Origin of the sequence: Corynebacterium breve, assembly GCF_030252165.1 — a bacterium.
Lineage (GTDB): Bacteria > Actinomycetota > Actinomycetes > Mycobacteriales > Mycobacteriaceae > Corynebacterium > Corynebacterium breve.
Map to the genome: position 1 here is coordinate 1002555 of NZ_CP126969.1, position 23414 is coordinate 1025968.

At 56.1% G+C, this 23414-nt stretch carries 21 protein-coding genes and 1 tRNA gene; 8 read left to right on the forward strand and 14 right to left on the reverse strand.

What is annotated here, in order from left to right:
• Positions 1-50: 50 nt before the first annotated feature.
• From QP027_RS04935 to QP027_RS04980, 10 genes are all read right to left on the reverse strand, one after another.
• On the reverse strand, positions 51-1715 hold the full coding sequence (locus QP027_RS04935; RefSeq protein WP_284826472.1) for an NAD(P)-binding protein: 1665 nt from the start codon (positions 1713-1715) through the stop codon (positions 51-53).
• A complete protein-coding gene (locus tag QP027_RS04940) occupies positions 1715-2761 on the reverse strand; it encodes a thiamine pyrophosphate-dependent enzyme (protein WP_284826474.1) in 1047 nt (348 codons plus the stop codon). Before QP027_RS04940 ends, QP027_RS04935 begins: the two co-directional genes overlap by 1 nt.
• A complete protein-coding gene (locus QP027_RS04945) occupies positions 2761-4017 on the reverse strand; it encodes a transketolase C-terminal domain-containing protein (protein WP_284826476.1) in 1257 nt (418 codons plus the stop codon). Before QP027_RS04945 ends, QP027_RS04940 begins: the two co-directional genes overlap by 1 nt.
• Positions 4010-4591: a 2-oxoacid:acceptor oxidoreductase family protein gene (locus QP027_RS04950; protein WP_284826477.1), complete on the reverse strand. Its 582-nt coding sequence runs from the start codon at positions 4589-4591 to the stop codon at positions 4010-4012. The genes QP027_RS04945 and QP027_RS04950 overlap by 8 nt, the downstream gene beginning before the upstream one ends.
• Positions 4592-4696: 105 nt before the next feature.
• The gene (locus QP027_RS04955; RefSeq protein ID WP_284826479.1) at positions 4697-5584 is read right to left on the reverse strand and encodes a DUF368 domain-containing protein; all 888 of its coding nucleotides are present in this window, start codon (positions 5582-5584) and stop codon (positions 4697-4699) included.
• Between the two features lie 96 nt (positions 5585-5680).
• Positions 5681-6652 (reverse strand): substrate-binding domain-containing protein, encoded by a 972-nt coding sequence (locus QP027_RS04960; protein ID WP_284826481.1) that lies wholly within the window; start codon positions 6650-6652, stop codon positions 5681-5683.
• 4 nt (positions 6653-6656) lie between these two features.
• Entirely contained in the window at positions 6657-6902 is a 246-nt protein-coding gene (locus tag QP027_RS04965) for a hypothetical protein (RefSeq protein ID WP_284826482.1), read from the reverse strand.
• 36 nt (positions 6903-6938) lie between these two features.
• Positions 6939-8198, reverse strand: a complete 1260-nt coding sequence (locus QP027_RS04970; protein ID WP_284826483.1) for a Na/Pi symporter — start codon at positions 8196-8198, stop codon at positions 6939-6941.
• Positions 8199-8399: 201 nt separating this feature from the next.
• Positions 8400-8756 carry a hypothetical protein gene (locus QP027_RS04975; protein ID WP_284826485.1) on the reverse strand — a complete coding sequence of 119 codons (357 nt, stop codon included), beginning with the start codon at positions 8754-8756 and terminating at the stop codon, positions 8400-8402.
• Positions 8757-8879: 123 nt separating this feature from the next.
• Positions 8880-8956 (reverse strand) — tRNA-Leu (locus tag QP027_RS04980).
• 142 nt (positions 8957-9098) lie between these two features.
• Between QP027_RS04980 and polA the strand changes: the two genes are divergently transcribed.
• Entirely contained in the window at positions 9099-11699 is a 2601-nt protein-coding gene (gene polA, locus QP027_RS04985; RefSeq protein WP_432418620.1) for a DNA polymerase I, read from the forward strand.
• Complete coding sequence (locus QP027_RS04990; protein WP_284826488.1) at positions 11683-12705, forward strand: winged helix DNA-binding domain-containing protein; 1023 nt, start codon at positions 11683-11685, stop codon at positions 12703-12705. The genes polA and QP027_RS04990 overlap by 17 nt, the downstream gene beginning before the upstream one ends.
• Here QP027_RS04990 and QP027_RS04995 read toward each other — a convergent pair.
• Positions 12690-13421 carry a class I SAM-dependent methyltransferase gene (locus QP027_RS04995; RefSeq protein ID WP_284826490.1) on the reverse strand — a complete coding sequence of 244 codons (732 nt, stop codon included), beginning with the start codon at positions 13419-13421 and terminating at the stop codon, positions 12690-12692. The two genes, QP027_RS04990 and QP027_RS04995, sit on opposite strands and share 16 nt — an antisense overlap.
• Positions 13422-13630: 209 nt before the next feature.
• On the opposite strand from QP027_RS04995, the gene rpsA reads away from it, so the two are divergent.
• The 6 genes from rpsA (at position 13631) to QP027_RS05025 (ending at position 19333) form a co-directional block, all read left to right on the forward strand.
• On the forward strand, positions 13631-15100 hold the full coding sequence (rpsA, locus tag QP027_RS05000) for a 30S ribosomal protein S1 (RefSeq protein ID WP_284826491.1): 1470 nt from the start codon (positions 13631-13633) through the stop codon (positions 15098-15100).
• Between the two features lie 91 nt (positions 15101-15191).
• Positions 15192-15797 (forward strand): dephospho-CoA kinase, encoded by a 606-nt coding sequence (coaE, locus tag QP027_RS05005; RefSeq protein ID WP_284826493.1) that lies wholly within the window; start codon positions 15192-15194, stop codon positions 15795-15797.
• A 54-nt stretch (positions 15798-15851) separates the two neighbouring features.
• Positions 15852-16205 carry a DUF4259 domain-containing protein gene (locus QP027_RS05010; protein WP_284826494.1) on the forward strand — a complete coding sequence of 118 codons (354 nt, stop codon included), beginning with the start codon at positions 15852-15854 and terminating at the stop codon, positions 16203-16205.
• 22 nt (positions 16206-16227) lie between these two features.
• Positions 16228-18321 (forward strand): excinuclease ABC subunit UvrB, encoded by a 2094-nt coding sequence (gene uvrB / locus QP027_RS05015; RefSeq protein WP_284826495.1) that lies wholly within the window; start codon positions 16228-16230, stop codon positions 18319-18321.
• Positions 18322-18340: 19 nt separating this feature from the next.
• Entirely contained in the window at positions 18341-18799 is a 459-nt protein-coding gene (locus QP027_RS05020) for a universal stress protein (RefSeq protein ID WP_284826496.1), read from the forward strand.
• Positions 18800-18889: 90 nt separating this feature from the next.
• On the forward strand, positions 18890-19333 hold the full coding sequence (locus tag QP027_RS05025; protein ID WP_284826497.1) for a universal stress protein: 444 nt from the start codon (positions 18890-18892) through the stop codon (positions 19331-19333).
• Positions 19334-19390: 57 nt separating this feature from the next.
• Here the strand turns inward: QP027_RS05025 and QP027_RS05030 are convergent, their stop codons facing one another.
• The 3 genes from QP027_RS05030 to QP027_RS05040 all read right to left on the reverse strand — a co-directional run bounded on the left by QP027_RS05030 (position 19391) and on the right by QP027_RS05040 (position 23350).
• A complete protein-coding gene (locus tag QP027_RS05030; protein WP_284826498.1) occupies positions 19391-21592 on the reverse strand; it encodes a HelD family protein in 2202 nt (733 codons plus the stop codon).
• A 112-nt stretch (positions 21593-21704) separates the two neighbouring features.
• The gene (locus QP027_RS05035) at positions 21705-22631 is read right to left on the reverse strand and encodes a DoxX family protein (protein WP_284826500.1); all 927 of its coding nucleotides are present in this window, start codon (positions 22629-22631) and stop codon (positions 21705-21707) included.
• Positions 22632-22747: 116 nt separating this feature from the next.
• On the reverse strand, positions 22748-23350 hold the full coding sequence (locus QP027_RS05040) for an MBL fold metallo-hydrolase (RefSeq protein ID WP_284826502.1): 603 nt from the start codon (positions 23348-23350) through the stop codon (positions 22748-22750).
• Positions 23351-23414: the final 64 nt, after the last annotated feature.

Sequence of the window (23414 nt, forward strand, 5' to 3'; positions counted from 1 at the left end):
CTACGAACGGCTGGGTGGGGCGGGATTGTGTTTTTGGTGGGCGAAGAGAACTAGTTTTCTTCTGTCACCATGCTGATCGCACCACACGGGCATTCCTCGGCGCAGATACCACAGCCCTTACAGTAGTCGTACTTGAATTCGTAACTACCTGGTTCTAGCTTGGTGACCGCATTGTCGGGGCAGACTCCGAAGCAGTTATCGCAGCCGAAGCAGTTGCCACAGCTCATGCAGCGGCGTGCTTCAAACAGGGCGGAATCCTCATCGAGGCCTTTGACCACCTCGTCGAAGTTGGAAGCGCGACGAGCGCCTTCCAAGCGTTCGCGCACCTGGTGTGGGGCATCGGTGTAGTACCAGGTCTCCATGCGATCCAGGGTGGCGTCGCCGTGCTTCTCGGCAGGCTCGTAGGAACCACCACGCAGCCAAGCGTCGATGTTGCGAGCGGCCTTTTTGCCGTGGCCAATCGCAACGGTGACGTTTTTCTCGCTCGGGACCATGTCGCCACCGGCGAAGACGCCTTCGCGTCCGGTCATCATGTTGGTGTCGACTTGGACGACACCGCGTTCGATACTGACTCCCTCGAGCTCCTCCAATAGCGTCAGATCGGACTCCTGGCCCAATGCCATCACCAACGAGTCTGCCTCGAGGTCTTCGAACTCGCCTGTAGGGGTGAGGTTTCCCTCGGAGTCGATCTCCATCTTTTCAATCTTGACGGTTCCCTGGTCCACGTGCTGCACGGTGGATAGCCACCGCATGGTGATGCCTTCTTCCTCGGCCTCCATCACTTCGGAATCGTGAGCCGACATGTGGTCACGGGTACGACGATAAAGAATTACTGAGTCGGTCGCTCCGAGTCGCTTCGCGGTACGGGCAGCGTCAACTGCCGTATTACCACCGCCATAGACGACGACACGTCGGCCAAGCAGCGGCTTCTCGTCGGCAGTGCTTGCGGCGTTCATCTCGGTTTCGCGCAGCATATCCACCGCGTTAACCATGTTGGCAGCGGAGCCAGCAGGGATGTTGATGTTTCGACCGATCTGGGCACCAACGGCAGTGAAAACTGCATCGAATTCTTCCAGAACAGCCCCAAGATCGTCGACACGCGCTCCCTGCTCGAACGTGACACCGAGCTGTTCGATGCGTGCGATCTCGGAATCAAGTACCTCGCGCGGCAGGCGGTAGGAAGGGATGCCGTAACGCATCATGCCTCCGGGTTTCTCACCTTGATCGCGCACTGTGACGTCGTGGCCCATACGTGCGAGGTGGTACGCCGCAGACAGACCCGATGGGCCGGAACCCACCACAAGCACCTTCTTGCCCGATGGATCGAGGAGTGGCTCTACAGTCCAGCCTTCCTTGATGGCCTTGTCGCCCAGAAAGCGTTCGACAGCATTGATACCCACCGCTTCGTCGACCTCGACGCGGTTACAGTTGGTTTCGCAGTCGTGGTAGCACACGCGCCCCATCACAGCAGGTAGCGGGTTATTCACCATGATTTCGCGCCACGCGGCCTCGTAGTCGCCTTCGTTTGCGTGGTAGAGCCACTTTTGGATGTTTTCACCTGCAGGGCACGCCTTATTGCAAGGGGGCAGAAGGTCCACGTAAACCGGACGTTCGGAGCGCCATGAGCCGGTGTGATTAGCCAGCGATGAGCCGGTTTCCAGCGTGATGGCAAAAGGCAACTGAGTCGTCGGCATGCCCAAATTAGTCTCAGTCATTAGTTTTCCTCCTTGTCGATGAGGTTGTACCGGCGGATGTTGCGATCAGCGTGCTGCTGCAAACGCTCGATCACGGAAGGATCAGCATTCTTCTTGAACAGGTGAGCAAAACGACGCTGCAACTTCAGGTAGTTTTCCACTGGCTCTTGACGACGAATCTTTGTTACCGAGGTGATTTCTCCGTATTCGGCTTCGAAGATCGGGAACAGACCCGTTTGAGTTGCCAGACGTGCGATCTTGATGGTGTCCTTGGACGCAGAGCCCCAGCCCAGCGGGCAAGGGACAAACACGTGCAGGTAACGTGCGCCACGGAACTCCATCGCACGCTGCACCTTGTATTCTAGGTCGTGCAGGTTAGACACTGATGCGGTGGCAACGTATGGAATGTTGTGCGCCATGGCGATCTGTGGCAAGAACTTGCCTTGACCGAACTCGTTGCCAGGCCGTGGGCCGACGGGCTGAGTAGTCGCGGTGCGCGCAGCCGGCGGGGTAGCGCCTGATCGTTGCACGCCGGTGTTCATGTAGGCCTCGTTGTCGTAACAGATGTACAGGACATCGTCGTTACGCTCGAACATGCCTGACAGGGGACCAAAGCCGATATCCACAGTTCCGCCATCGCCACCCTGGGCGATCACGCGGACGTCCTCGCGACCCTTGGCGCGCATCGCAGCCTGAACACCGGTTGCCACGGCGGCGGCGTTGCCAAACAGGGAGTGAAGCCACGGCAAATTCCACGAGGTTTCTGGGTATGGAGTAGAAAACACTTCCAAACAACCGGTTGCGTTGACCGCAATGACCTTTTTATCAGCGGCGGCCACGGCAGCATCCAGCGCATAGCGCGCTCCCAGTGCCTCGCCACAGCCTTGGCAGGCGCGGTGTCCAGACGTAAGCGAGTTAAATCGTTCGGTGTCTGCCTGCTCAGACTTTAGCTTTTCCTCCACCAAGCGGTTGCCCACAGCAAAGGTGCCTACCTGGTAGAACTGGTAGTCCTCGCTGCCTGGGATTTCAGTTGCGGGGAAAGAGGGGTTAGGTAGGTGGGTAGTCATTAGTTGTCCTTCTTCCTCGATCGCGTGGCGGCTTCGCGCATCATGTTCTCTGGAGCCGAGCCACTTCGTCGTTCAGCTGCCTCACGCGCCAACTGGTTGTCCACGAGTTCATAGTCCAAATCAAGGAATGTCGTGTCTTCGACGTCATCTTTCACTGCCTTGTCTAGGTAGGCGTGCAAGCTGTTCTTGGTGATGTCGCGTCCGCCGAGACCTGCAATGAGTTCGTGGCACTTGAAGCTTGTTCCGCGAAGCGCAGCGCGGCAGTGCGACGATACGATGCCGCCAATGCCAACCGAGAATGCTTTTTCCAATACGACGAAGCGTTCGCAGTTTTCCAGCGCCTGACGCACTGCCTCTGTAGGAAATGGTCGGAACGATACCAGCGACAAAACGCCGATCTTCTCACCGTTTTCGCGTCGCTCATCGACGACATCGCGCAGAGTACCCGTCACTGAGCCCAGGCACACGATGATCGTCTCGGAATCTTCGGTGCGGTACTCGTGGAGCAATCCGCCAGATTCACGGCCGAATACCTCCTGGAATTCCTTCTGTACACGCGGGATGATTTCCAAGGCGTCCAGCTGTTTCTTGTGAGCCAGATAGCGAACCTCGGTAAACGCTTCTGGCCCCACCATCGCGCCGATCGAAATCGGGTTTTCAGGGTCGAGCACCTGGCGAGGTTCAAACTCAGGCAAAAACTTGTCGACGAGCTCACGTTCCGGAATATCAATCTGCTCCACAGCGTGGGTGAGGATGAATCCATCCATGCACACCATGACGGGCAAGGAGAGCTCTTCGGCGATCTTGAATGCCTGAATGTGCAGATCAACGGCTTCTTGGTTGTCGATGGCGTAGAGCTGGAGCCAGCCAGAGTCACGTTGCGACATGGAGTCGGTGTGGTCGTTCCAGATGTTGATCGGGGAGCCGATTGCACGGTTGGCCACGGTCATTACGATGGGAAGGCCGAGTCCAGACGCGTTGTACACGGCTTCGACCATGAACAACAGCCCCTGGGAAGCAGTCGCCGTATAGGTCCTAGCACCGGCAGCAGATGCGCCGATACAAGCGGACATGGCGGAGAACTCGCTCTCCACGTTCACGTACTCGCAATTGTCGATCTGGCCGGCCTTGACCATTGCTGACAGCGCCTCGACGATATGTGTCTGTGGGGAGATCGGGTAGGCCGAAATAACTTCCGGTCGGCACGCTCCGACGGCTTCGGCTACTGCCTTGGAGCCTTGGATTTGCTTAAGCATGGGCGGCTTCCTCCTGCTTCTGAACGACTAGGTCGTATGCTGCTTGGGCGGCGGCGACATTCATTTCGCCGACCTTGCCCGGGAATCGGTTCATAATCGCCTCATTCACGCTTTCCATTTTGTACAAGCCGGTCAAGGCCGCGACACCACCGAGAAGCACCGCATTGGGCACAGTGCGGCCGGTGTGCTCGCGGGCGATGTCGGTTGCCGGAATCGTCATGAAGTGACCCGCCGGTTGGCGTGCCTGAAGGTCAGACAAACCCAGCTCTGCGGAGCGTTTCGACGAATTGATCAGCACGTAACCGTTTTCGGTCAGCCCGGAGAAGACGTCCAAAACAGGCAGCAACGTGTGGTCTTGTACCACGACAAGGTCGGGGTAGAGAACAGGTTCGCGGGTGCGGATCTTTTCGTCGGAAATGCGACAGTAGGACACCACCGGAGCTCCGGTGCGTTCAGAACCGAACGAGGGGAAGGCTTGTGCAAATCGCCCTTCGGCAAATGCAGCCATTGCAATGAGGTCGGAGGCAGTGACCACGCCTTGGCCGCCTCGACCGTGAATTCGAACTTCGACCATACTTCCTAGAGTATGGGGAAAATGTGATTTGCGGGCTGGGCCACAGATCAGTAACCCCCGATTGTGACGATTGGCACAATCGGGGGTTTTACCTGCGGTGACCTTCTACACGCGCGGGGCGTCTTCTTCAACAACCTCGGCAGGTTGGTGGGTCGATTTCCTGCGGTCGGCAACGATGAACGCGGCGACGATCAGGGCGCCAAGGATAATCATGCCGATGACTGGTCCGGCGTTAGAGAAGTCGCCGTCCTTCCACGGCCACAAGGCGCGAAGTGAGCCGAGCATTAGTCCCGACATTACGGCAAGTGCCGTATTACGGTGGGTCTTGAACAACCAGCTTAACGCGCGGACGAAGCTTACCGCGCCGAGTAAGGCTCCAAGGCAAAAGACGACGATGACACTGAGGTCACGCTCGGAGACGGCCTTCACAATCGGCTCGTAGAGCCCCATGGCAAGCAGGAGGAACGAACCCGAGACACCAGGGATCATCAGGGCGCAGATGGCGATCGCGGCAGCGAAGAAGATGACAATCAGTGACGGGTTCTCCACAGGCTCGGAAATGTAGCCAGTAGCGATGAAGCCGATAATCGCGGACGGGACGAAAAGAGCAACGAGCTTCCAAGATGCTGTACGACGATCCATCATGCCTACTGGCACCAAAATCGACACAGCAACCATTCCGAGGAAGAGTCCATTCGACATGTCCGTGTACTCACTGACAAAGGTGTGCATGAGTGTTGACATCCCAAAGACGGCGCCGACCATGCCGATGCCGACCAAAACAAGGAAAAGCCAATCGACTTCGCGAAACTTACGACGCACCAAGAGGTCGGCGTTGTGTAGAGCCTTTTCGTAGATGCCGACGATGAGGGCGACTGTACCTCCCGAAATGCCGGGGACAAGCTCGGCCATGCCGATCAAGAACCCGCGGAAAACATCGGCGATATAGGACAATAGTGAACGCTTCTTTGTGGCGTGTGAGTCAGCAGACATAAAACAGGCCTCGTCGGTCGCTTTCTAAGAGTTAACAGATATGAACTCTCATGAGCGTAGCCGACGAGGCCCGGGCAATCGTCGTTAAGCGCGGAGCTACTTGGTTAGTTCCTCGTTTACGTCCAGCTCTTGGAATGGATCACCGTCGAAGAGCGAACCTGTTTCGCGGTCTTCCAAACGCTTTACTACAGCTTCCTGTGCGTCCTCGGTGAGACCGTAGAAGAACACGCGCGGAACGATGCTGGTGGAGTTCTCAACATAGTCGGTGACGAATTCCTCAACTCCGTCCTTTTTCTCCAGAGCGTCAACGGAAACGTAGATGAACAGTGGGCGAGTGAATGGGTAGGAACCGTCCTGGGCGTTACCCAAGCTCGGCTCGACACCATCGACCGTCAGAGTGTTCATTTCGTTGCGGTGATCTTCATCTGACGCGAGGTAGTTACCTACGCCCATGAATCCCAGCGCGTACTCGCTTTCAGAAACCCAACCGGTGAGCTCGGTGATGGAGTCAGTTTTCTCGTAGTCCTTACGAACTGCATCAGCCTCGCCGTTGACCATCGCGGTGAAGTAGGAGAAAGTGCCGGAACCTTCCGGGCGACCGACTAGACGAATTTCCTCGTCAGGAAGGCCTTCGCGGACATCTGCCCATGTCTTAACCTGGGAGTCTGGCTCCCAGATCTTCTTTAGTTCCTCGGTGCTAAGATCGTCCACCTCCGAGTTTGCGCGGTTTGCCACCATGCTCAAAGCATCGATGCCGATCGGCAATTCGACGAATTCAACGCCATTCTTCTCGCAGGCCTCGATATATTCCTCGGTGATCGCGGAAGAAGCGTTGTTGATATCGGAGTTGCCCGCGCAGAATGCTTCGAAGCCGTCGTAAGTACCATCAGCGGTCATATTGATCTTCGCCTTATGCTCGGTAGCAGCAAGGCGGGTGATTGGCTCGACGGTGGCGGAACCAGTGATTCGGATCGCGTCGTCGTCCTCGCTGTTCTGTGCGCAGCCGGTGAGGACCAGGGAGGTTGCAAGGAGAGCGGAGATCGCTGTCTTACGGAATGCGAATGGCATGTTCCTACTCGCCTCCGCGCTTTGCTTCACGACGCTCGCGGAACTCAGACACGAGTTCTTCGAGAAGTAGTCTCAGGTTGGACCACTTTGCTTGGTCGACTGTCTTGAACAGTTCTGGGAGCTGCTCGACCGCTTCGTGCTGGCGCTTCAGCTGAATCTCTTCACGAAGCTCGCGAGTGAGATCCTCAGTGTCCTTGAGGATCTGCTCAAGCTGGTCGGTGGTTGGGTTGTGCTGATTATTGTCAGTCATGCGAATCCTTCACAGTTGTGGGGTTTGAATGCCGAACTACAAGAGAACGGTGATACCGATGAGGATCGCAGGCAGGATAACGAACACGCCGACGACCCAGCCTACGACCCAGAGCTTGTTCTCCGCGCCCAAGCGAGCAAGAGTGGATGCGCCCCAGATTGGAACATTCTTCATTCCTGGAATGAGGAAGACGATGAGAGCGCCAGTGATGTTAAAGAACATGTGCACCAATGCGGCCTGAAGTGCCGGCTGGGCATCGACACCAGTGAATGCGAAAGCCGCAAGGAGTGCGGTCACAGTGGTACCGATGTTTGCACCAACAGTGAACGGTAGAACTTGTTTGAGCGAAATGGTTCCGGCACCTGCCAATGGGACCAACAGAGAGGTGGTTGTCGACGAGGACTGCACCATCGCGGTCACCAGGGTGCCTGAGGTGATGCCTGAGATAGGGCCACGGCCAATGGCAGTGTGCATAACTTCCTTAGCACGACCTACAAGCACAGCTTGGAGAAGATCTCCCAGCATATTGATCACGATCAGGATTCCAGCCACACCAATAATGATGAGCAGAATGCCTCCCCAAGGTGCAGGGAGAACGTCACCGAGCATGCCGATCAGGTCGGCCAGTGGATCGGTGACGAAAGTGATAGCCGCACCAAGACCGTTGAAGAGGGTGGCTACAATTCCGCCATCCGAACTAGCCAAGCTACGTGAAACGGCACCGGAGAGCTTTTCCAAATAACCAGTAAAGATCTCAAGCGGAAAGAGAATAAGTACCGCTAGCAGGTTGTACATATCGTGGACAGTTGCTGCACCGAAAGCGCGACGGAAAGATTCCTTATCTTTGACCATGCCCAATGACACAAGCGTGGAAGTCAGGGAAGTACCAATATTGGCTCCCATGAGCATGGGAATCGCAATGCCCATTGGAAGGCCACCAGCAACAAGACCGACGACGATCGAGGTGGTGGTACTGGATGACTGGATCAGCGCTGTTGCCAGGAGACCAATCATCAACGCGATAATTGGGTTTGATGCAAAAGCGAAGAGCTGCTCGGCTTGGTCTCCAGTGGCGGCCTTGAACCCGTCACCGATCACGCTCACCGCGGTAATCAGCAAATAGATGCAGAGTGCGACTGCAACCCAGTTAGCAATGGAAAGAGACTTGCCCGAGAAGCCAAAGCGCTCAAGCGGAGACTTAGGCGCTGGCTTCTCATCGGTTTCAGTAAGAGCGGTTTCTTCGAGGACTTCGTTCTTGTCCCGGAGATCATCTTCAATGGAGCTGGTTGGACTCATTGTCATGTCTTTCGGAGTAGTGGAAGAAGCTAGCAAAAATATAGACACGCTTTGGCGCGTGCACCGCAGCTCACATAACCATTCACCTATGAAATCGTCATGAAACCAAAGTTAAACCTGAGTTAAGTGTTTTTCAGTCCATTTTCAACCGGCGTGCGGAAATCGGTCAAAGTATTCGTCGAAAACACGGTGTTTGTGGAGTTAGTGGCGTACCTGGGCAAACGCAGCAATTTGTATAATCTCATCGATTGACCGAGGCGCCAGACGCTCAGGAAGCCTGCCGGAAAGCACCGCGCGAGCATCGGAGGCGATCCGTTCCTCGGCGTCGTGAAGGCGCAATCGTGCCCACTCCTCGGCTGCTGACTGGATTGCTTGGGTGGTGACAATGGCGTTCACTTCTCTGCCGTCCACCCAATGTGTGTATGCACCCGTCGTGGGGAGTGAATCGGCCCCGAACGGCTCACCAGTCCATTTCGGAAGGACTGTTCGAGCCCAGTGGGAGACGGGCAATGGAGATTTCCTGATGATCATCATTGCCTGTTCAATTGTGATTGCCATGCGTTAACCCTTTGTTCGGCTTATGCGCTCGAGAAAGTGAGCCTATCCAAGTCTCGCATTTTGACCATTTTGAGGGACGACGAAACCCCCTTGTGTTGCAATGAAGCATTACAAGGGGGTTGGTGGTGCCCCTGGTGAGACTCGAACTCACACTGGACGGGTTTTGAATCCGTTGCCTCTGCCAATTGGGCTACAGGGGCTTAGCTCGGAAAAACAAGCTCCGGGCTAGCGAGAAATAAGCATAGCGCACACCCTGTGAATCAAAGAAATTGCGTGTTGGGCCACACGCTACACTGGGGAACCGTGACTCAAAAACGTTTGCTGCTCATTGATGGACACTCGATGGCCTTCCGTGCCTTTTATGCTTTGCCGGCGGAGAATTTCTCTACCTCGGGCGGGCAGCATACCAACGCGGTGTACGGGTTCTTGTCCATGCTGGCTAATATCCTGGCGGAAGAAAAGCCGGACCACGCCGCGGTTGCGTTTGACGTCGGACGAAAGACGTTCCGTACCGAGATGTTTCCCGACTACAAGGCGCAGCGCGAGGCAAGCCCGGAAGAGTTTAAGGGCCAGGTCCCGATCATCGAAGACGTTTTGGGTGACCTCGGTATCGTCACATTGTCTAAGGAAAATTACGAAGCGGATGACATCATCGCCACCTTGACCACCCAGGCCAAGGCATCGGGTGATTTCGAAACGATCATCGTCACTGGCGACCGAGACTATCTACAGCTTGTCGACGGCTCCACCACCGTCTTGTACCCAACCAAGGGTGTTTCGGTACTCACACGATTTACCCCTGAGGCCGTGGAGAAGAAATACGATCTCACCCCTGCGCAGTACCCGGATTTTGCGGCTCTCCGTGGCGACCCATCGGACAACTTGCCCAACATTCCAGGTGTCGGTGAGAAGACCGCCACCAAATGGATTAAGCAGTACGGCGACCTTGAAAACCTGCTGAACCACGCTGAAGAGATCAAGGGCAAGGTAGGCAACAATCTGCGCGAGCGCATTGATCAAGTGCGCTTGAACCGTCAGCTCACCCAAATGGTCACCGACATGGAGCTCCCCGTCGATCCAGAAGGGTTGGACATGAAGCCAGTGGACGTGGGCACCGTTGCTGTCGCTTTTGACAAGCTTGAATTCGGGGTAAACCTACGCGAGCGAGTTCTCGCTGCAGTGGAAACAACTGGAGCTCTGACAGAAGAAAGCGTTGAGCTTGCCGATCTCACGGTTGACCAAGGCCCGCTCGACGAGTGGCTCCACGCTCGCTCCGGTCAAGGACTCGCTGTCTATGTCTTAGGTAACTCCGCTCCGTTCCAGGGTGATGCCTCGGCGATCGGGATCGTCGATAAGCAGCGCCATGGTATCTCCAAAGAACTCGCAGATCTCTCGGCTGAGGAAGACAAGGCGCTTGGGCAGTGGCTCGAGTCCGAGGACCCAAAGTACCTTCATGAAGCGAAGGCAACTTATCACATGTTGAAGGGCCGCGGAATCGAATTGCGTGGTATCGCGCATGACACCGCGATCGCGGCCTACCTGCTGCGCCCCGGCCAGCGCACTTACGAACTTAGTGATGTCTACCAGCGCCATTTGCAACGCCAACTAGCAGAACCAAGTCAGCAGATGAGCTTGATGGGGGACACCTCGCTAGTGGATTCGGCAGCAGCAATCTTGGAGCTAGCAGAAGAACTCACCGTTCAACTCAAGGAGATCGACGCGATTGAGCTCTACCAGGATTTAGAGATTCCGTTGCTCACGATTCTCGCGCGCATGGAGCACACCGGAATTGCGGTAGACCTCGCGGTGTTGGAGGACCAGCTGCAGGTGTTTACCGACCAAACGACACAGGTGGAAGCCGAAGCCCGCCAACTTGTCGACGAACCGGAATTGAATCTCTCGAGCCCGAAGCAGCTTTCTGTGGTGCTGTTTGACAAACTCGACCTGCCAAAGACGAAGAAGACCAAGACGGGTTACTCCACGGCCGCGAAGGAAATTGAAGCGTTGGCGGTGAAGAATCCGCACCCATTCCTAGACAAGCTGCTTTCTCACCGCGAGTACCAAAAGATGAAGTCGACGCTGGAAGGTTTAATCAAGACTGTGCAGTCCGACGGCAGGATTCACACCACCTTCAACCAGACCGTGGCTTCAACAGGCCGCTTGAGTTCCACCGAACCGAACTTGCAAAACATTCCGGTGCGTACTGATGCCGGTAAGAAGATTCGTTCATCATTTGTAGTGGGCGAGGGCTATGAGTGCCTGCTGACCGCCGACTATTCCCAGATTGAAATGCGCGTGATGGCGCACTTATCGCAAGACGCGGGATTGGTCGAGGCATACAAAGATGGCGAGGACCTGCACAACTATGTCGGCTCTAAGGTGTTCGATGTCCCAATCGACCAAGTGACTCCCGAGTTGCGTCGTCGCGTCAAAGCGATGAGCTATGGCTTGGTCTACGGCCTTTCGGCGTTTGGGTTGTCTCAGCAGCTCAGTATCTCGCCAGGTGAGGCAAAGGGCATTATGGAAAGCTACTTTGATCGCTTCGGTGGCGTGAAACGCTATCTTGACGACGTGGTCGATCAGGCCCGTAAAGATGGCTATACGTCGACCGTTTTTGGGCGTCGTCGTTACTTGCCGGAGTTGAACTCGGACAACAGAGTTGCTCGAGAGAATGCCGAGCGTGCAGCGCTCAACGCGCCCATTCAGGGTACCGCAGCCGACATCATCAAGGTCGCCATGATTCGGGTAGACAAGGCGATGCAAGGAATGAAATCCCGCGTGCTGTTGCAGGTACACGATGAACTTGTCGTGGAGATAGCTCCGGGAGAGTTGGACCAAGTTCAAGTGATCGTCGAGCGTGAAATGGACAAGGCGATCACGCTGCGTGTTCCATTGGAGGTCTCGGCAGGAGCGGGAAAGAATTGGGATGAAGCCGCGCACTAAAGCTCGTACCCGGCTTGTTGCGCAGCGCCTTGTCGGCGTGAAGTGGGTCAATCCTGTTGATGCCATGCGCGCATTTGGACTGATGCAGGGCCAAGATCAATCCGTGTTTTCTTCGATAGCGCTGCGTTCGACCGGAGACATCGCCGATGTAGCGCATGCGCTGGAGTCGCAGGAAATCGTGCGCGGCTACCCCATGCGCGGCACCGTCTTTGCCGCACCCGCAGAGGATCTGCGGTGGATGACCGAACTCCTAGCCAATCCGGGTATCGAACGTGCCCGCACAACGGTGATTGATTCCGGAGGCAGCGATTCGGATATCGATGCGATTCGCCACATCGTTCTAGACAAGGGCCCAGTAACCAACGCTGAATTCAAAGCAATCGTCACCCAGGTCAATCCCGAAGCGAGTGCGCGAATTCTTTACCGCACGCGCTACCTCTTGATGGTCGAGGGCACTTTGGCGTACCTCGGCCGTGACCAACGCATCGGCCCGGCGCCTACCGGAGGCAGCCTTGAAGAGGTCTTCAACGGCGACCGGCAAGCCGCCGCAAATGAAATCATCGCGCGATACATCCGTACCCACGGCCCAGTCACTCTAGAAGACATCGTCTGGTGGTCGAAGCTACCGAAGAAGCTGGTTCAGGAGTCGCTGCGTAACCTTCCGAATGACATCGAAACTTCCGGTGAGGATTATCTCCGGGCAGGGCTTATCGACGAAGCCGCAGGATCGTCGTCAAGCGTGCTGCGTGCGCCACATCTGCTACCTGCCTTTGATGAGTACATCTTGGGCTATAAGGATCGCCTGTTTGCGATGAGCCAGGAGACGCACGAACATGTTGTCCCAAGGAACATGGGGGTGTTCCGCAAACCCGTGGTGGTCGATGGCGTCGTGCGAGGTTCGTGGCGCAAAGTCGGGGACAAACTTGTGATTGAAGATGTTGCCGGAATTCCGGCGTACGCGGAGCCTGGGATTAGACGGAAGTTTCGCGACTATCCGTTCTTCTGAGCGACGAAGATCGCCGTGCCTGGAAAAAGACGTCCGCGCTCCGGTGACCATTGTCCCCAGCTTTCGGTGAGATCTTCGGGCCACTCAGGCTCGATGATGTCGGTAAGGATAAAACCTGAGGCAGTAAGTGCACGGACCCAATCTCCGAAAGTGCGGTGATACTCGGCATAGGTCAACTGACCTCCGTCGTCATACTCCTCATATTCGCGAGCGAAGTAACTGATTTGGGCTACAAAGGCTTGAGGATCGTCGGGGAACACCCAGCGCATCGGGTGATTAACAGAGAAGATGAAACGCCCTTGTGGCCGTAGGACCCGAGCAATTTCCCTGAGAGCGATCGATACATCCTTGACAAATGGTAGCGCGCCAAAGGCAGAGAATGCGACATCGAACGCCTCAGCGCGATAGGGAAGGGCTAGGACGTCAGCTTGCGCAAGTGGAAGATTGCGGCGAGCTTGATCCAGCATGCCCCGGGAAATATCGAATGCAGTGATAAACCCCGCCCCGTCGTCGGCAAGCCAGGAAGCGCACGGCGCTGAACCACATCCGATTTCGAGGACTGACTTGTCGCTGACGTCTCCTAGAAGACGCGCTTCAGATTCCGCGAACATCTCTGGGCACCAGTAAAATCCGGAGAGGTAATTCGCATGCTCTGAGTGATATCGAGTGGCATCAGAGTCCCAAAACTGACGGTTTGCGTGTGAGGGGTTCGCCATGAGGGTGATTCCTTTGAAATCATTTGCCCGAGCTGCACAAACGTACTAAAGTCTATTGGGCATGTCTGTGCTTTCAGGCGCTGCTGCCCGTAATAGGAGGGGCGGCGCGTGCTCGGGGCGAGATTGAAATGCCAGCTTATCAAAGGTTTTTCGAGAGACATGCTTCTGTCCGTTTTCTATCTCCTATCCATATCGGAGCACATTAATTAATGTCCACTTCTAACACCCCTCAGGTAGCCATCAATGACATTGGCACTGCTGAGGACTTTCTCGCCGCAGTAGACGCAACCATCAAGTACTTCAATGATGGCGACATCGTCTCCGGCACCGTCGTTAAGGTCGATCACGACGAGGTTCTGCTTGACATCGGGTACAAGACCGAAGGCGTCATCCCGACTCGCGAACTGTCCATCAAGCACGATATCGACCCAGATGACGTGGTCGAGGTCGGCGATGAGATCGACGCACTTGTCCTTACCAAAGAGGACAAGGAAGGTCGCCTGATCCTGTCCAAGAAGCGTGCACAGTACGAGCGCGCATGGGGCACGATCGAAGAGCTGCAGAAGAACGAGCAGCCAGTCACCGGTACCGTCATCGAGGTTGTCAAGGGCGGCCTGATCCTCGACATCGGTCTTCGCGGCTTCCTGCCAGCATCCCTGGTTGAGATGCGCCGTGTCCGCGACTTGGAGCCATACATTGGCCAGGAGCTCGAGGCAAAGATCATCGAGCTGGACAAGCACCGCAACAACGTTGTTCTGTCCCGTCGTGCATACCTGGAAGAGACCCAGTCTGCGGTTCGCTCCGAGTTCCTGCACCAGCTGCAGAAGGGCCAGGTCCGCAAGGGCGTTGTCTCTTCCATCGTCAACTTCGGCGCATTCGTCGATCTCGGCGGTGTCGACGGACTGGTTCACGTTTCCGAGCTGTCCTGGAAGCACATCGACCACCCATCTGAGGTTGTCACCGTTGGCGACGAAGTTACCGTTGAGGTTCTCGACGTCGATCTCGACCGCGAGCGCGTATCCCTTTCTCTGAAGGCAACTCAGGAAGATCCATGGCGCGTATTCGCACGCACCCACGCAGTGGGCCAGATCGTGCCAGGCAAGGTCACCAAGCTTGTTCCATTCGGTGCGTTCGTCCGCGTCGAAGAGGGCATCGAGGGCCTTGTTCACATCTCCGAGCTGGCACAGCGTCACATCGAGGTTCCAGACCAGATCGTCAACGTTGGCGAAGAACTCATGGTCAAGGTCATCGACATCGACCTCGAGCGTCGTCGCATCTCGCTATCCCTCAAGCAGGCTGACGAAGACTACGCAGAAGACTTCGATCCATCCCGCTACGGCATGGCTGACTCCTACGACGAGCAGGGCAACTACATCTTCCCAGAAGGTTTCGATCCAGAGACCAACGAGTGGATGGAAGGCTTCGACGAAGCACGCCAGGCATGGGAAGCACGCTACGCAGAGGCAGAGCGTCGTTTCCAGGCCCACACCGTTCAGATCGAGCGTCACCGTGCGGCTGCAGCAGAAGCGGCAGAGCAGGCAGAGGCAGGCAACTACAGCTCCGAGTCCACTGAGGACGCACCAGCTCCGGCGTCTTCCGAGACCGAAGCAGAGGTTGGCGGCTCCCTGGCTTCCGACGAGCAGCTCGCAGCTCTGCGCGAGAAGCTCGCTGGCAACTAGGATCTAGCTAGCTACAAGCTCTCTTCGACCCCAACATCCCGCAAGGGTGTTGGGGTCTTTGCTTTTGCTTAGCGACGATACGATGTACATCATGAAACTCATCGGACTGACAGGTGGAATCGGTAGCGGCAAATCGACCGTGGCAAAGATGCTCGCCCAGGACGGCTTTCCCGTTGTCGATGCCGACAAGATTTCACGTGAGATCGTCGAACCGGGGTCACCCACTTTGTCGGCTCTGGCCGATGGATTTGGATCGGACATTCTAGATTCAAATGGTGACCTCATCCGTGCAGAGCTTGCTCGGCGTGCATTCGCTTCCGAAGAAAAGACACAGCTTCTGAACTCCATCACTCATCCTGCAATTCAACAGCGTGTGCAGGAGTCTTTTGCCCAAGCCGAACAAGAAGGCGCCGAGGCCGCAATCTATGACATGCCACTTTTGATCGAACAAGGCAGGCACAAAGAGATGGATCTTGTCGTCGTGGTGGATGTTGCGGCTGATGAGCGAGTCAAGCGTCTGGTGGAGCATAGGGGACTTGATGAGGAAGACGCAAGGAATCGTATTGCGAGACAGATAAGCGACGATGAGCGACGTGCGGCCGCAGATGTCATCATCGACAACAACGGTCCTGTTGAAGCTCTCGGCCCGCAGGTTGAAATGCTGATTCAGCGCATCAATTCGCTCAACGTGTATTGAAAATTAAGACGGGGGTTACGTAGATGTAACTTTAACTCCCTAGTCTTTCTACCCATGGGTACGTGGGGTGTTGGTGCTTTTGATAACGACACCGCGTCTGAGCTTGTATCCGAGCTGCAGCGCGGTGTCTTTCGCATGCAACAGCTCAAGTTCGAATGCGCTAATGGGCCACTAACGGCGCAGCAGGCAGAAAGGGTTATCGCACTTGGTGCGCTCCTTGCAGGTGAACGCCCTGAAGGTGTGAATCTAGAGGGGATAGATAAACAACTGTCTTTTCGCGACAGGCGCTGGATTGCGAAGAACATGAAGAGTGCGATCATGCCGGGTCAGTCCGAGCTGTATGCATTGTGGGAGGACACCGGGGAGTTGGAGCAGTGGATTGAGGAGACAACGCGGGTGATCCCGTAGCTGACGCGCTACCCTGGAATGTATGGCTTTTGCTGGTGAACACCCTGTCTATTCTCACTCCGAGTTCCGCCCCGTCGGTGAGGTCGAACGATCCGACAAACCGTTTGAAGTTATCTCAGAGTTTCAGCCTTCGGGCGATCAGCCCAAAGCGATCGCCGAATTAGATGCAAGGCTGAACCGTGGCGAAGAAGATGTGGTCCTCATGGGTGCCACGGGTACCGGTAAGTCTGCGACTGCGGCCTGGCTCATCGAACAACAACAACGCCCCACGTTGGTGATGGCACCGAACAAAACGCTCGCAGCTCAGCTTGCGAATGAGCTGAAAGAGCTCTTGCCCAACAACGCCGTGGAGTACTTTGTTAGCTACTACGACTACTACCAACCAGAGGCGTATATCGCCCAGACGGACACCTACATTGAGAAAGACTCTTCCATCAATGAAAATGTCGAACGCCTGCGCCACGCCGCTACGTCGGCGCTGCTCTCGCGGCGCGACGTGGTCGTCGTTAGTTCTGTGTCGTGTATTTACGGCCTTGGCACTCCGCAGTCATACCTTGACCGATCGGTGGTATTACGCCTAGACGAAGAAGTGGATCGGGACCAATTCCTCCGCTTGCTCGTTGATATTCAGTATGAGCGCAACGATATCGACTTTCGGCGCGGTACATTCCGCGTGAAGGGCGACACGGTTGACATCATCCCGGCCTACGAGGAGCTCGCGGTCCGCGTGGAGTTCTTCGGCGACGACATTGACGCGCTCTACTACATCCACCCCGTGACAGGCGACGTTTTGCGGAAGGTGGATGAACTGCGAATTTTCCCGGCGACACACTACGTTGCCACCGAAGAACGTATGGAGAAGGCTGTCGAGGCGATTAAGGAGGAGCTAGCCGATCGGCTCGAGTCGCTGGAAAACCGCGGTAAACTCCTCGAGGCCCAACGACTGCGCATGCGCACCGAATACGATCTAGAAATGATCCAACAAGTTGGCTTTTGTTCAGGCATCGAAAACTACTCTCGCCACATGGATGGGCGAGAGGCTGGTTCGGCACCTGCGACGCTGATCGACTATTTCCCAGAAGACTTTCTGACCATTATCGACGAGTCACACGTCACCGTGCCACAGATCGGCGGAATGTTTGAAGGCGACATGTCGCGCAAGCGCAATCTAGTCGAGTTCGGCTTCCGCTTGCCTTCGGCGCTGGACAACAGACCCCTGACCTTTGCCGAATTTGAGGAACGTGTAGGGCAAACCGTCTACATGTCGGCGACCCCCGGTGACTACGAGTTGGAGGCTGCACAGGGCGAATACGTGGAACAGGTGATTCGCCCGACCGGCCTGGTCGATCCGCATGTGGATGTGCGCCCGACGAAGGGCCAGATCGATGACTTGATTGAGGAAATCCGGCAACGGACCGCGAAGAATGAACGAGTATTGGTGACAACGCTGACTAAACGCATGGCGGAAGACCTCACTGATTACCTCGTGGAAAACGGGGTGAAGGTCCGCTACTTGCACTCCGACATTGACACATTGCAGCGCGTCGAGCTGCTCAGGCAACTTCGCCTGGGTGAGTTCGACGTGCTTGTAGGAATTAACCTCCTCCGCGAGGGTATTGACCTACCAGAAGTCTCCCTGGTTGCAATCCTCGACGCTGACAAGGAAGGCTTCTTGCGTTCCACGAAGTCCTTGATCCAGACCATCGGCCGAGCGGCACGAAACGTGTCCGGCACCGTCATTATGTACGCAGACAAGGTCACAGATTCGATGCAGCAGGCGATCGAGGAAACCGAACGTCGACGCGAGAAACAGATTGCATACAACAAAGAACACGGTATCGATCCGCAGCCGCTGCGCAAGAAGATATCCGACATTCTGGACGAGGTGTACGAGAATTCGGGCGACTCGGATCAGGCAGCGGGTGACGCTGCAGTCGTCGACAAGCCTGACACGTCGACAATGGCTGAAGACGAGGTGCAAAAGCTGATCGATTCGCTCACTGTACAGATGGGCGCGGCCGCGCGTGAGCTTAAGTTTGAGCTGGCAGGAAGGCTTCGCGACGAGATTGCCGACCTGAAACGTGAGCTTCGTGGTATTAAGGAATCAGGAATCTAGAAAGGTTGAGGGAACAATAATGCACAAGTACAACACGATCACAGTTGGTACCGACGGTTCCGCTTCTTCGTTGATGGCAGTGCGTACTGCCGCAAGTCTTGCCCGCGCATATGATGCACACTTGGTGATCGTCTGCGCTTACTACAACACCACCGGTTCACTACTGAATTCGCCAAGCGCAGAATATTCCACCCTGCCGGTAGTCAGCGACTCTCGCGCAGAGGAATACCTAGCGCAGGCACAAGCAGTCGCCGAAGAGGAAAAGGCGACCAACGTCACTGCCGCAGCTCTGTCGGGATCCCCAGTACAGATGCTGATCGATGCAGTAGAAAAGTACGACGCCGATCTGCTCGTTGTGGGTAACAGGGGAGTCAACACATTGTCGGGTCGCGTCTTTGGCAACATTCCTACCGGTGTAGCGCGAAAAGCCAATGTGGACGTCATGATCGTCGATACATCATCCCAAGCAAACGACTAACCAATACCATGTTGGTACACTAAGAGAGAATCTTTAAGCAGGCGGTTCTCCGCAGTGCATACGCGCAGAAATCGAAAGGTCAAAACAATTATGAATGAAAAGTACGAGACCATCGTTGTCGGTACTGATGGATCTAAGTCTTCCTTGCTCGCGGTAACCCGTGCAGCGAAGATCGCGGCGGCTTTCGATGCAAAGCTGATCATCGGCTGCGCTTACTACGAGTCCGAAGAGGAAGCGTCCAAGACTCTTCGTCAGGACTCCGTGACCATTCTCGGTGACAGCACTGCACAGAAGAATCTTGCATCCGCATCTGAGGCCGCACGTGAGGCGGGCGCAACCAACGTTGAAACCGCCGTCCGTCCGGGCACCCCAGTGGAGGCGCTGATGGCAATCGTTAACTCCAACGACGCAGATCTGCTCGTTGTTGGTAACCGTGGAATCAACTCCCTCACTGGTCGCCTTCTGGGCTCCGTTCCTGCCGACGTTGCGCGTCAGTCCGACTGCGATGTCATGATCGTTCACACCGTGAGCTAAGACCAAACGCTAAGGTAGCCCGTTCCCAACCACGCTGGGAACGGGCTCTGTGCGTCTTTACACCTCAAAGTCGCCGATAACAGTGAGAGTTTGGGTCGCGCGAGTCACAGCTACATAGAGATCCTGCAAACCTTGGGGCGAAGCCTGGAGAAAATCCGCTGGCTCCACCACGATCACGTGGTCGAACTCCAACCCTTTGACCTCTTTCACGTTATCGGCCGTGATGATGGCGACCAACCTCCCGTCGTCAAAGCTGATTGAGTGAGGATCGGTGCCCGATGGCAAGAAACGCACGTCCTGTCCGCTCGAGCGAATCGCTGTGGCTGGGGTGGTTTCAGCATCGATAACCTGCAGAATCTGATTAGCAACCACCATGATTTCGGACGGTGTTCGATAGTTCACGGTCAACTCGTGCTGCGCGAAACGCGTGCCCACGTACGGCTCAAGGCTTGTCGCCCAGTCATCGGTGCCTGCCGGGGATGACGTCTGAGCCGTATCTCCGACGAGAGTCATCCACCTAGAAGGCGAGCGGCGGAAAATCATGCGCCATTCCATGGGCGACAGCTCCTGTGCCTCATCAACAATCACATGGCCGTACGCCCAACGGTAGTCTTCCCTTGCTCGTTGAGCGGTTGACCGCGTATCCCGAGCCTGTTGACGCTTGGCCAGCGTCTCCGCATCGATCACGTCGTGCGCCGACAAGATCTCTGCCTCAAACAGGTCGTCGTCGTTATCCGTTGCTTCCGAAGACGCCAAAACGTCCAGGGCTTCTTCCGCCTCCTCGATCTGCCGACGCCATTCTTCCTCTTCTCTTCGGCGCTGCTCTTCTGGGTCGGCAATACCAATGAGCACCGCCAGCTCGTCGATAAGCGCTGCGTCAGAAGGTGCCAGGGGAGAGCCTGGTTCCCGGTAAAGTGCGTCTTGCGTGACCGTGTCGTAATCACCTGCGACCTCGGCGATCACCTCCTTGCTGGTGAGCAGGTGCTCAAGCACCGTCACTGGATCTAGCTCCGGGAAATGCTTGTCGACGATTGTCTGAACCGCAGGCTCCTCAGCCAAGTCATCGTGCAGCTGGTCCACGTCGGCTGTAGAAAGGAGGTTCTCACCGCCGAGCGGATCGGCGCCGATCTTGTCGGCCAGCTGCAGAGCAAGCAACTGAGTAAGGTGCTCGCCAAACGCTGCGCGAGCCTGGTTATGGGGTTTACGGGTACGCCGTGCGCGGGTTCGCGCCGCCTTCACTATTTCTGGCGTGACATCGAGGTTGATCGACTCGATTGTGACCACCTCGGTGTCATCGGGGATAGTCTGCCACGACTGCATCGCACGCTTAAGGATGGTGACCATTTCTTCCGAGCCTTTGATCTCTCGGCTTATCAAAGACTCGGTGCCTTCTGGTTGCACGCCTGGAACTAGTCCATCAATTGTGGTGAGCACGACTCCTGTTTCACCCAACTCCGGAAGAACGCGCGAAATGTAATCCAAGAAGGCTCGGTTGGGGCCGACGATCAGCACACCGGTCCTGGCGAGTTGCTCGCGCCATGTGTACAGGAGATACGCCACTCGGTGGAGAGCGACGGCTGTCTTGCCTGTGCCGGGACCGCCTTGGACGACAAGGACGCCACGAGTATTAGCCCGAATGATCTCGTCCTGCTCGCGCTGGATCGTCTCAACTATGGAGCTCATATGGCCGGAACGTGCTTCGTTCATCGCTCGGTGAAGCGCGGCCTCGGAACCCACATTGGCCACGGGGTCGTCGACAATAGCGCCAGATAGCACCTCATCATCAACACCTGTCACTGTGCGGCCACTTGTACGAATGTGGCGGCGCACTTCCACCCCTTCGGGATGAGCTGTCGTGGCCAAGTAAAAGGGGCGTGCCATGGGAGCGCGCCAATCGAGAAGTAGGGTGCGGTAATGATCCTCACGATCGTCGATTCCCATGCGCCCGATGTAGCGACGATCGAGGTGTTCGGAGCCCGGGACAGGATTGTCTCCGCCTGGATCTGCAATATCAATGCGACCAAAGACTAGACCGATCTCGGCAACATTGAGCGCGTCCAGTTTGGCGTTGAGGCCGTGATACTCGGTTTCACGTCGCACCAAAGCATCGGGGTCGGGGTTATCTGGGTCGACATCGCTCTGCACCAGTTGCAGACGATCGCGCGCCTGTTCAACCTCCATGTCGAGGTGTTGAAACAAGGTATCCACGTACGTTTGCTCTTGAGCGATCTGGCGAGAATCACCACTTTCGTGACCCATCAGTTGAGACCTCCTTGGACAAGACTGACGTATCAGCCTAACAAAACTGGCCCGCCCCCTCGAAGCGAGTCGAGGGGGCGGGCCAAAAGAGTTGGCTAGTCAGCCAGCAACACTACTTGTCAAGCTTCTTGCGAGCCTTTTCAACAGCATCGGTTGCACGAGCCTGAAGCTTCTCCGCTTCCTTATTCGCACGCTTTGCTGCACGGCCGTTCGTCTTGTCGGCCTTCTTGTAGGCCTTAGCTGCTCGATCCTGAGCCTTGTTGGCCTTCTTCACAATCTGCTTGCGGGAGGCCTTGGTGTCGTTGTTGACTTCGTCCAACCAATCCTGAGCGGAAACACGGGCGGTGTCGAACCAATCGGTTGAAGAATCCACGGCGGAGTCAACCCACTTAGTTGCGGTGTCGATCCAATCATCCTTGTTCTCAGCGACAAAGTCCGAAACCTTTGCTCCAGCATCGGAGGCCTTAGCCGTCGCAGCGGTGGCGCCTACGGTGACCTTGTCTGCGGTGTCTTGCAACCAAGCGTTTGCCTGTTCGCGAGCCTTCTCGGACTCCGACTGGGTTGGCAGCGCTGCCTGTACCTTCTTGTTCACAGTCTTGGCTGCCTTGTTGGCACGCCAAGCAACACCAGGCTTGCCAGCGGTATCGGCAGAAGCCAGGAACAAACCACCGAGTAGTGCGACGTTTGTCAACGCTCCATTGCGGCGGGAGGACTTCTCTTCAGGGGTCTCCGCCTCCCAGAATGCGTGGCGACCAATCAAAGTCGGGATTGCCGCTGCAGCCAACATGGTTGCAGACAAACGAGGTGCCTTACCCAGTGCATACAGGGTGCCAGCACCGATCTTGGTGCCGCCAAGGATCTGCGCAACTAGTTCAGGATCCTGGGGAACACTCTTTGCGTATTCGGCAGGAAGCACCGTACGAAGCTGCTTGAGGAAGCGCTCGGAGGCTTCAACATGGCTCGACGTATTCACTACGGTGTCTACACCGTCAGCAATGTATACCGACGCGAGCATGGGACGGGCAATCTTGCGGATCATGAAACTCAGTCCTTTTCTATGAGGATTGTGTTATAGATTTACCCCAACCACTGTAGACGTTTGATTGTCACAGGGAGGTAAAGATTTGCTTCAGTTACTAACGTTGTGCCGGTTAGTTACCAGCGACGCTGCCACCATTCGGCCAAGTGAGGACGCTCAGCGCCGACAGTGGTATTTGCGCCATGACCTGGCCAGATAACAGTCTCGTCCGGGTAAACATCGAAAACGCGCTCTTTGGCGTCGTTGTATAAGCGGACAAAGTCTCCCTCGGAACCCGTTTTTCCTAGGCCACCCGGGAAAATGGAGTCGCCGACGAATAGGTTGGGCTTTCCTTCCAATTCGATAGCAACACAAGCGCCACCCGGTGTGTGTCCGCGTAGGACGATGACAGGAATGGAGTGCCCAGCAAATTCCAGTGCGTCGCCGTGATCCAGCTCGCGATCTACCTTTGCCGGCAGGGCCGGGGAGTCCAGATATGATGCCCAGTGTGTGGCGCCTGTGTGTTCAAGTACCTCGACGAGGGCTTGGACATGATCCGCGTGGCGGTGTGTGGTGAGCACGTCCGTGATCGTCACGCCGGCATCGTCGGCAAGCTTGAGCAATGCATCGGCATCGGTTGGTGCATCGATCAACAAAGCTTTGCTGTCGGAGGCGATTAGGTAACTGTTGTTGTCCATCTTTCCCACAGAAATGTGGTGCAGCGATAAAGTCTCAGTCATGGCACCAGCCTACGGGAAACCTCACTAGCGCACGGGCCTTGATCGATGGTATGTTCGACAATGT

Coding starts and splice junctions, on each gene's coding strand:
- QP027_RS04935 (WP_284826472.1), bottom strand. CDS start 1,715: ATGACTGAGACTAATTTGGGCATGCCGACGACTCAGTTGCCTTTTGCC.
- QP027_RS04940 (WP_284826474.1), bottom strand. CDS start 2,761: ATGACTACCCACCTACCTAACCCCTCTTTCCCCGCAACTGAAATCCCA.
- QP027_RS04945 (WP_284826476.1), bottom strand. CDS start 4,017: ATGCTTAAGCAAATCCAAGGCTCCAAGGCAGTAGCCGAAGCCGTCGGA.
- QP027_RS04950 (WP_284826477.1), bottom strand. CDS start 4,591: ATGGTCGAAGTTCGAATTCACGGTCGAGGCGGCCAAGGCGTGGTCACT.
- QP027_RS04955 (WP_284826479.1), bottom strand. CDS start 5,584: ATGTCTGCTGACTCACACGCCACAAAGAAGCGTTCACTATTGTCCTAT.
- QP027_RS04960 (WP_284826481.1), bottom strand. CDS start 6,652: ATGCCATTCGCATTCCGTAAGACAGCGATCTCCGCTCTCCTTGCAACC.
- QP027_RS04965 (WP_284826482.1), bottom strand. CDS start 6,902: ATGACTGACAATAATCAGCACAACCCAACCACCGACCAGCTTGAGCAG.
- QP027_RS04970 (WP_284826483.1), bottom strand. CDS start 8,198: ATGAGTCCAACCAGCTCCATTGAAGATGATCTCCGGGACAAGAACGAA.
- QP027_RS04975 (WP_284826485.1), bottom strand. CDS start 8,756: ATGGCAATCACAATTGAACAGGCAATGATGATCATCAGGAAATCTCCA.
- polA (WP_432418620.1), top strand. CDS start 9,099: ATGGCCTTCCGTGCCTTTTATGCTTTGCCGGCGGAGAATTTCTCTACC.
- QP027_RS04990 (WP_284826488.1), top strand. CDS start 11,683: ATGAAGCCGCGCACTAAAGCTCGTACCCGGCTTGTTGCGCAGCGCCTT.
- QP027_RS04995 (WP_284826490.1), bottom strand. CDS start 13,421: ATGGCGAACCCCTCACACGCAAACCGTCAGTTTTGGGACTCTGATGCC.
- rpsA (WP_284826491.1), top strand. CDS start 13,631: ATGTCCACTTCTAACACCCCTCAGGTAGCCATCAATGACATTGGCACT.
- coaE (WP_284826493.1), top strand. CDS start 15,192: ATGAAACTCATCGGACTGACAGGTGGAATCGGTAGCGGCAAATCGACC.
- QP027_RS05010 (WP_284826494.1), top strand. CDS start 15,852: ATGGGTACGTGGGGTGTTGGTGCTTTTGATAACGACACCGCGTCTGAG.
- uvrB (WP_284826495.1), top strand. CDS start 16,228: ATGGCTTTTGCTGGTGAACACCCTGTCTATTCTCACTCCGAGTTCCGC.
- QP027_RS05020 (WP_284826496.1), top strand. CDS start 18,341: ATGCACAAGTACAACACGATCACAGTTGGTACCGACGGTTCCGCTTCT.
- QP027_RS05025 (WP_284826497.1), top strand. CDS start 18,890: ATGAATGAAAAGTACGAGACCATCGTTGTCGGTACTGATGGATCTAAG.
- QP027_RS05030 (WP_284826498.1), bottom strand. CDS start 21,592: ATGGGTCACGAAAGTGGTGATTCTCGCCAGATCGCTCAAGAGCAAACG.
- QP027_RS05035 (WP_284826500.1), bottom strand. CDS start 22,631: ATGATCCGCAAGATTGCCCGTCCCATGCTCGCGTCGGTATACATTGCT.
- QP027_RS05040 (WP_284826502.1), bottom strand. CDS start 23,350: ATGACTGAGACTTTATCGCTGCACCACATTTCTGTGGGAAAGATGGAC.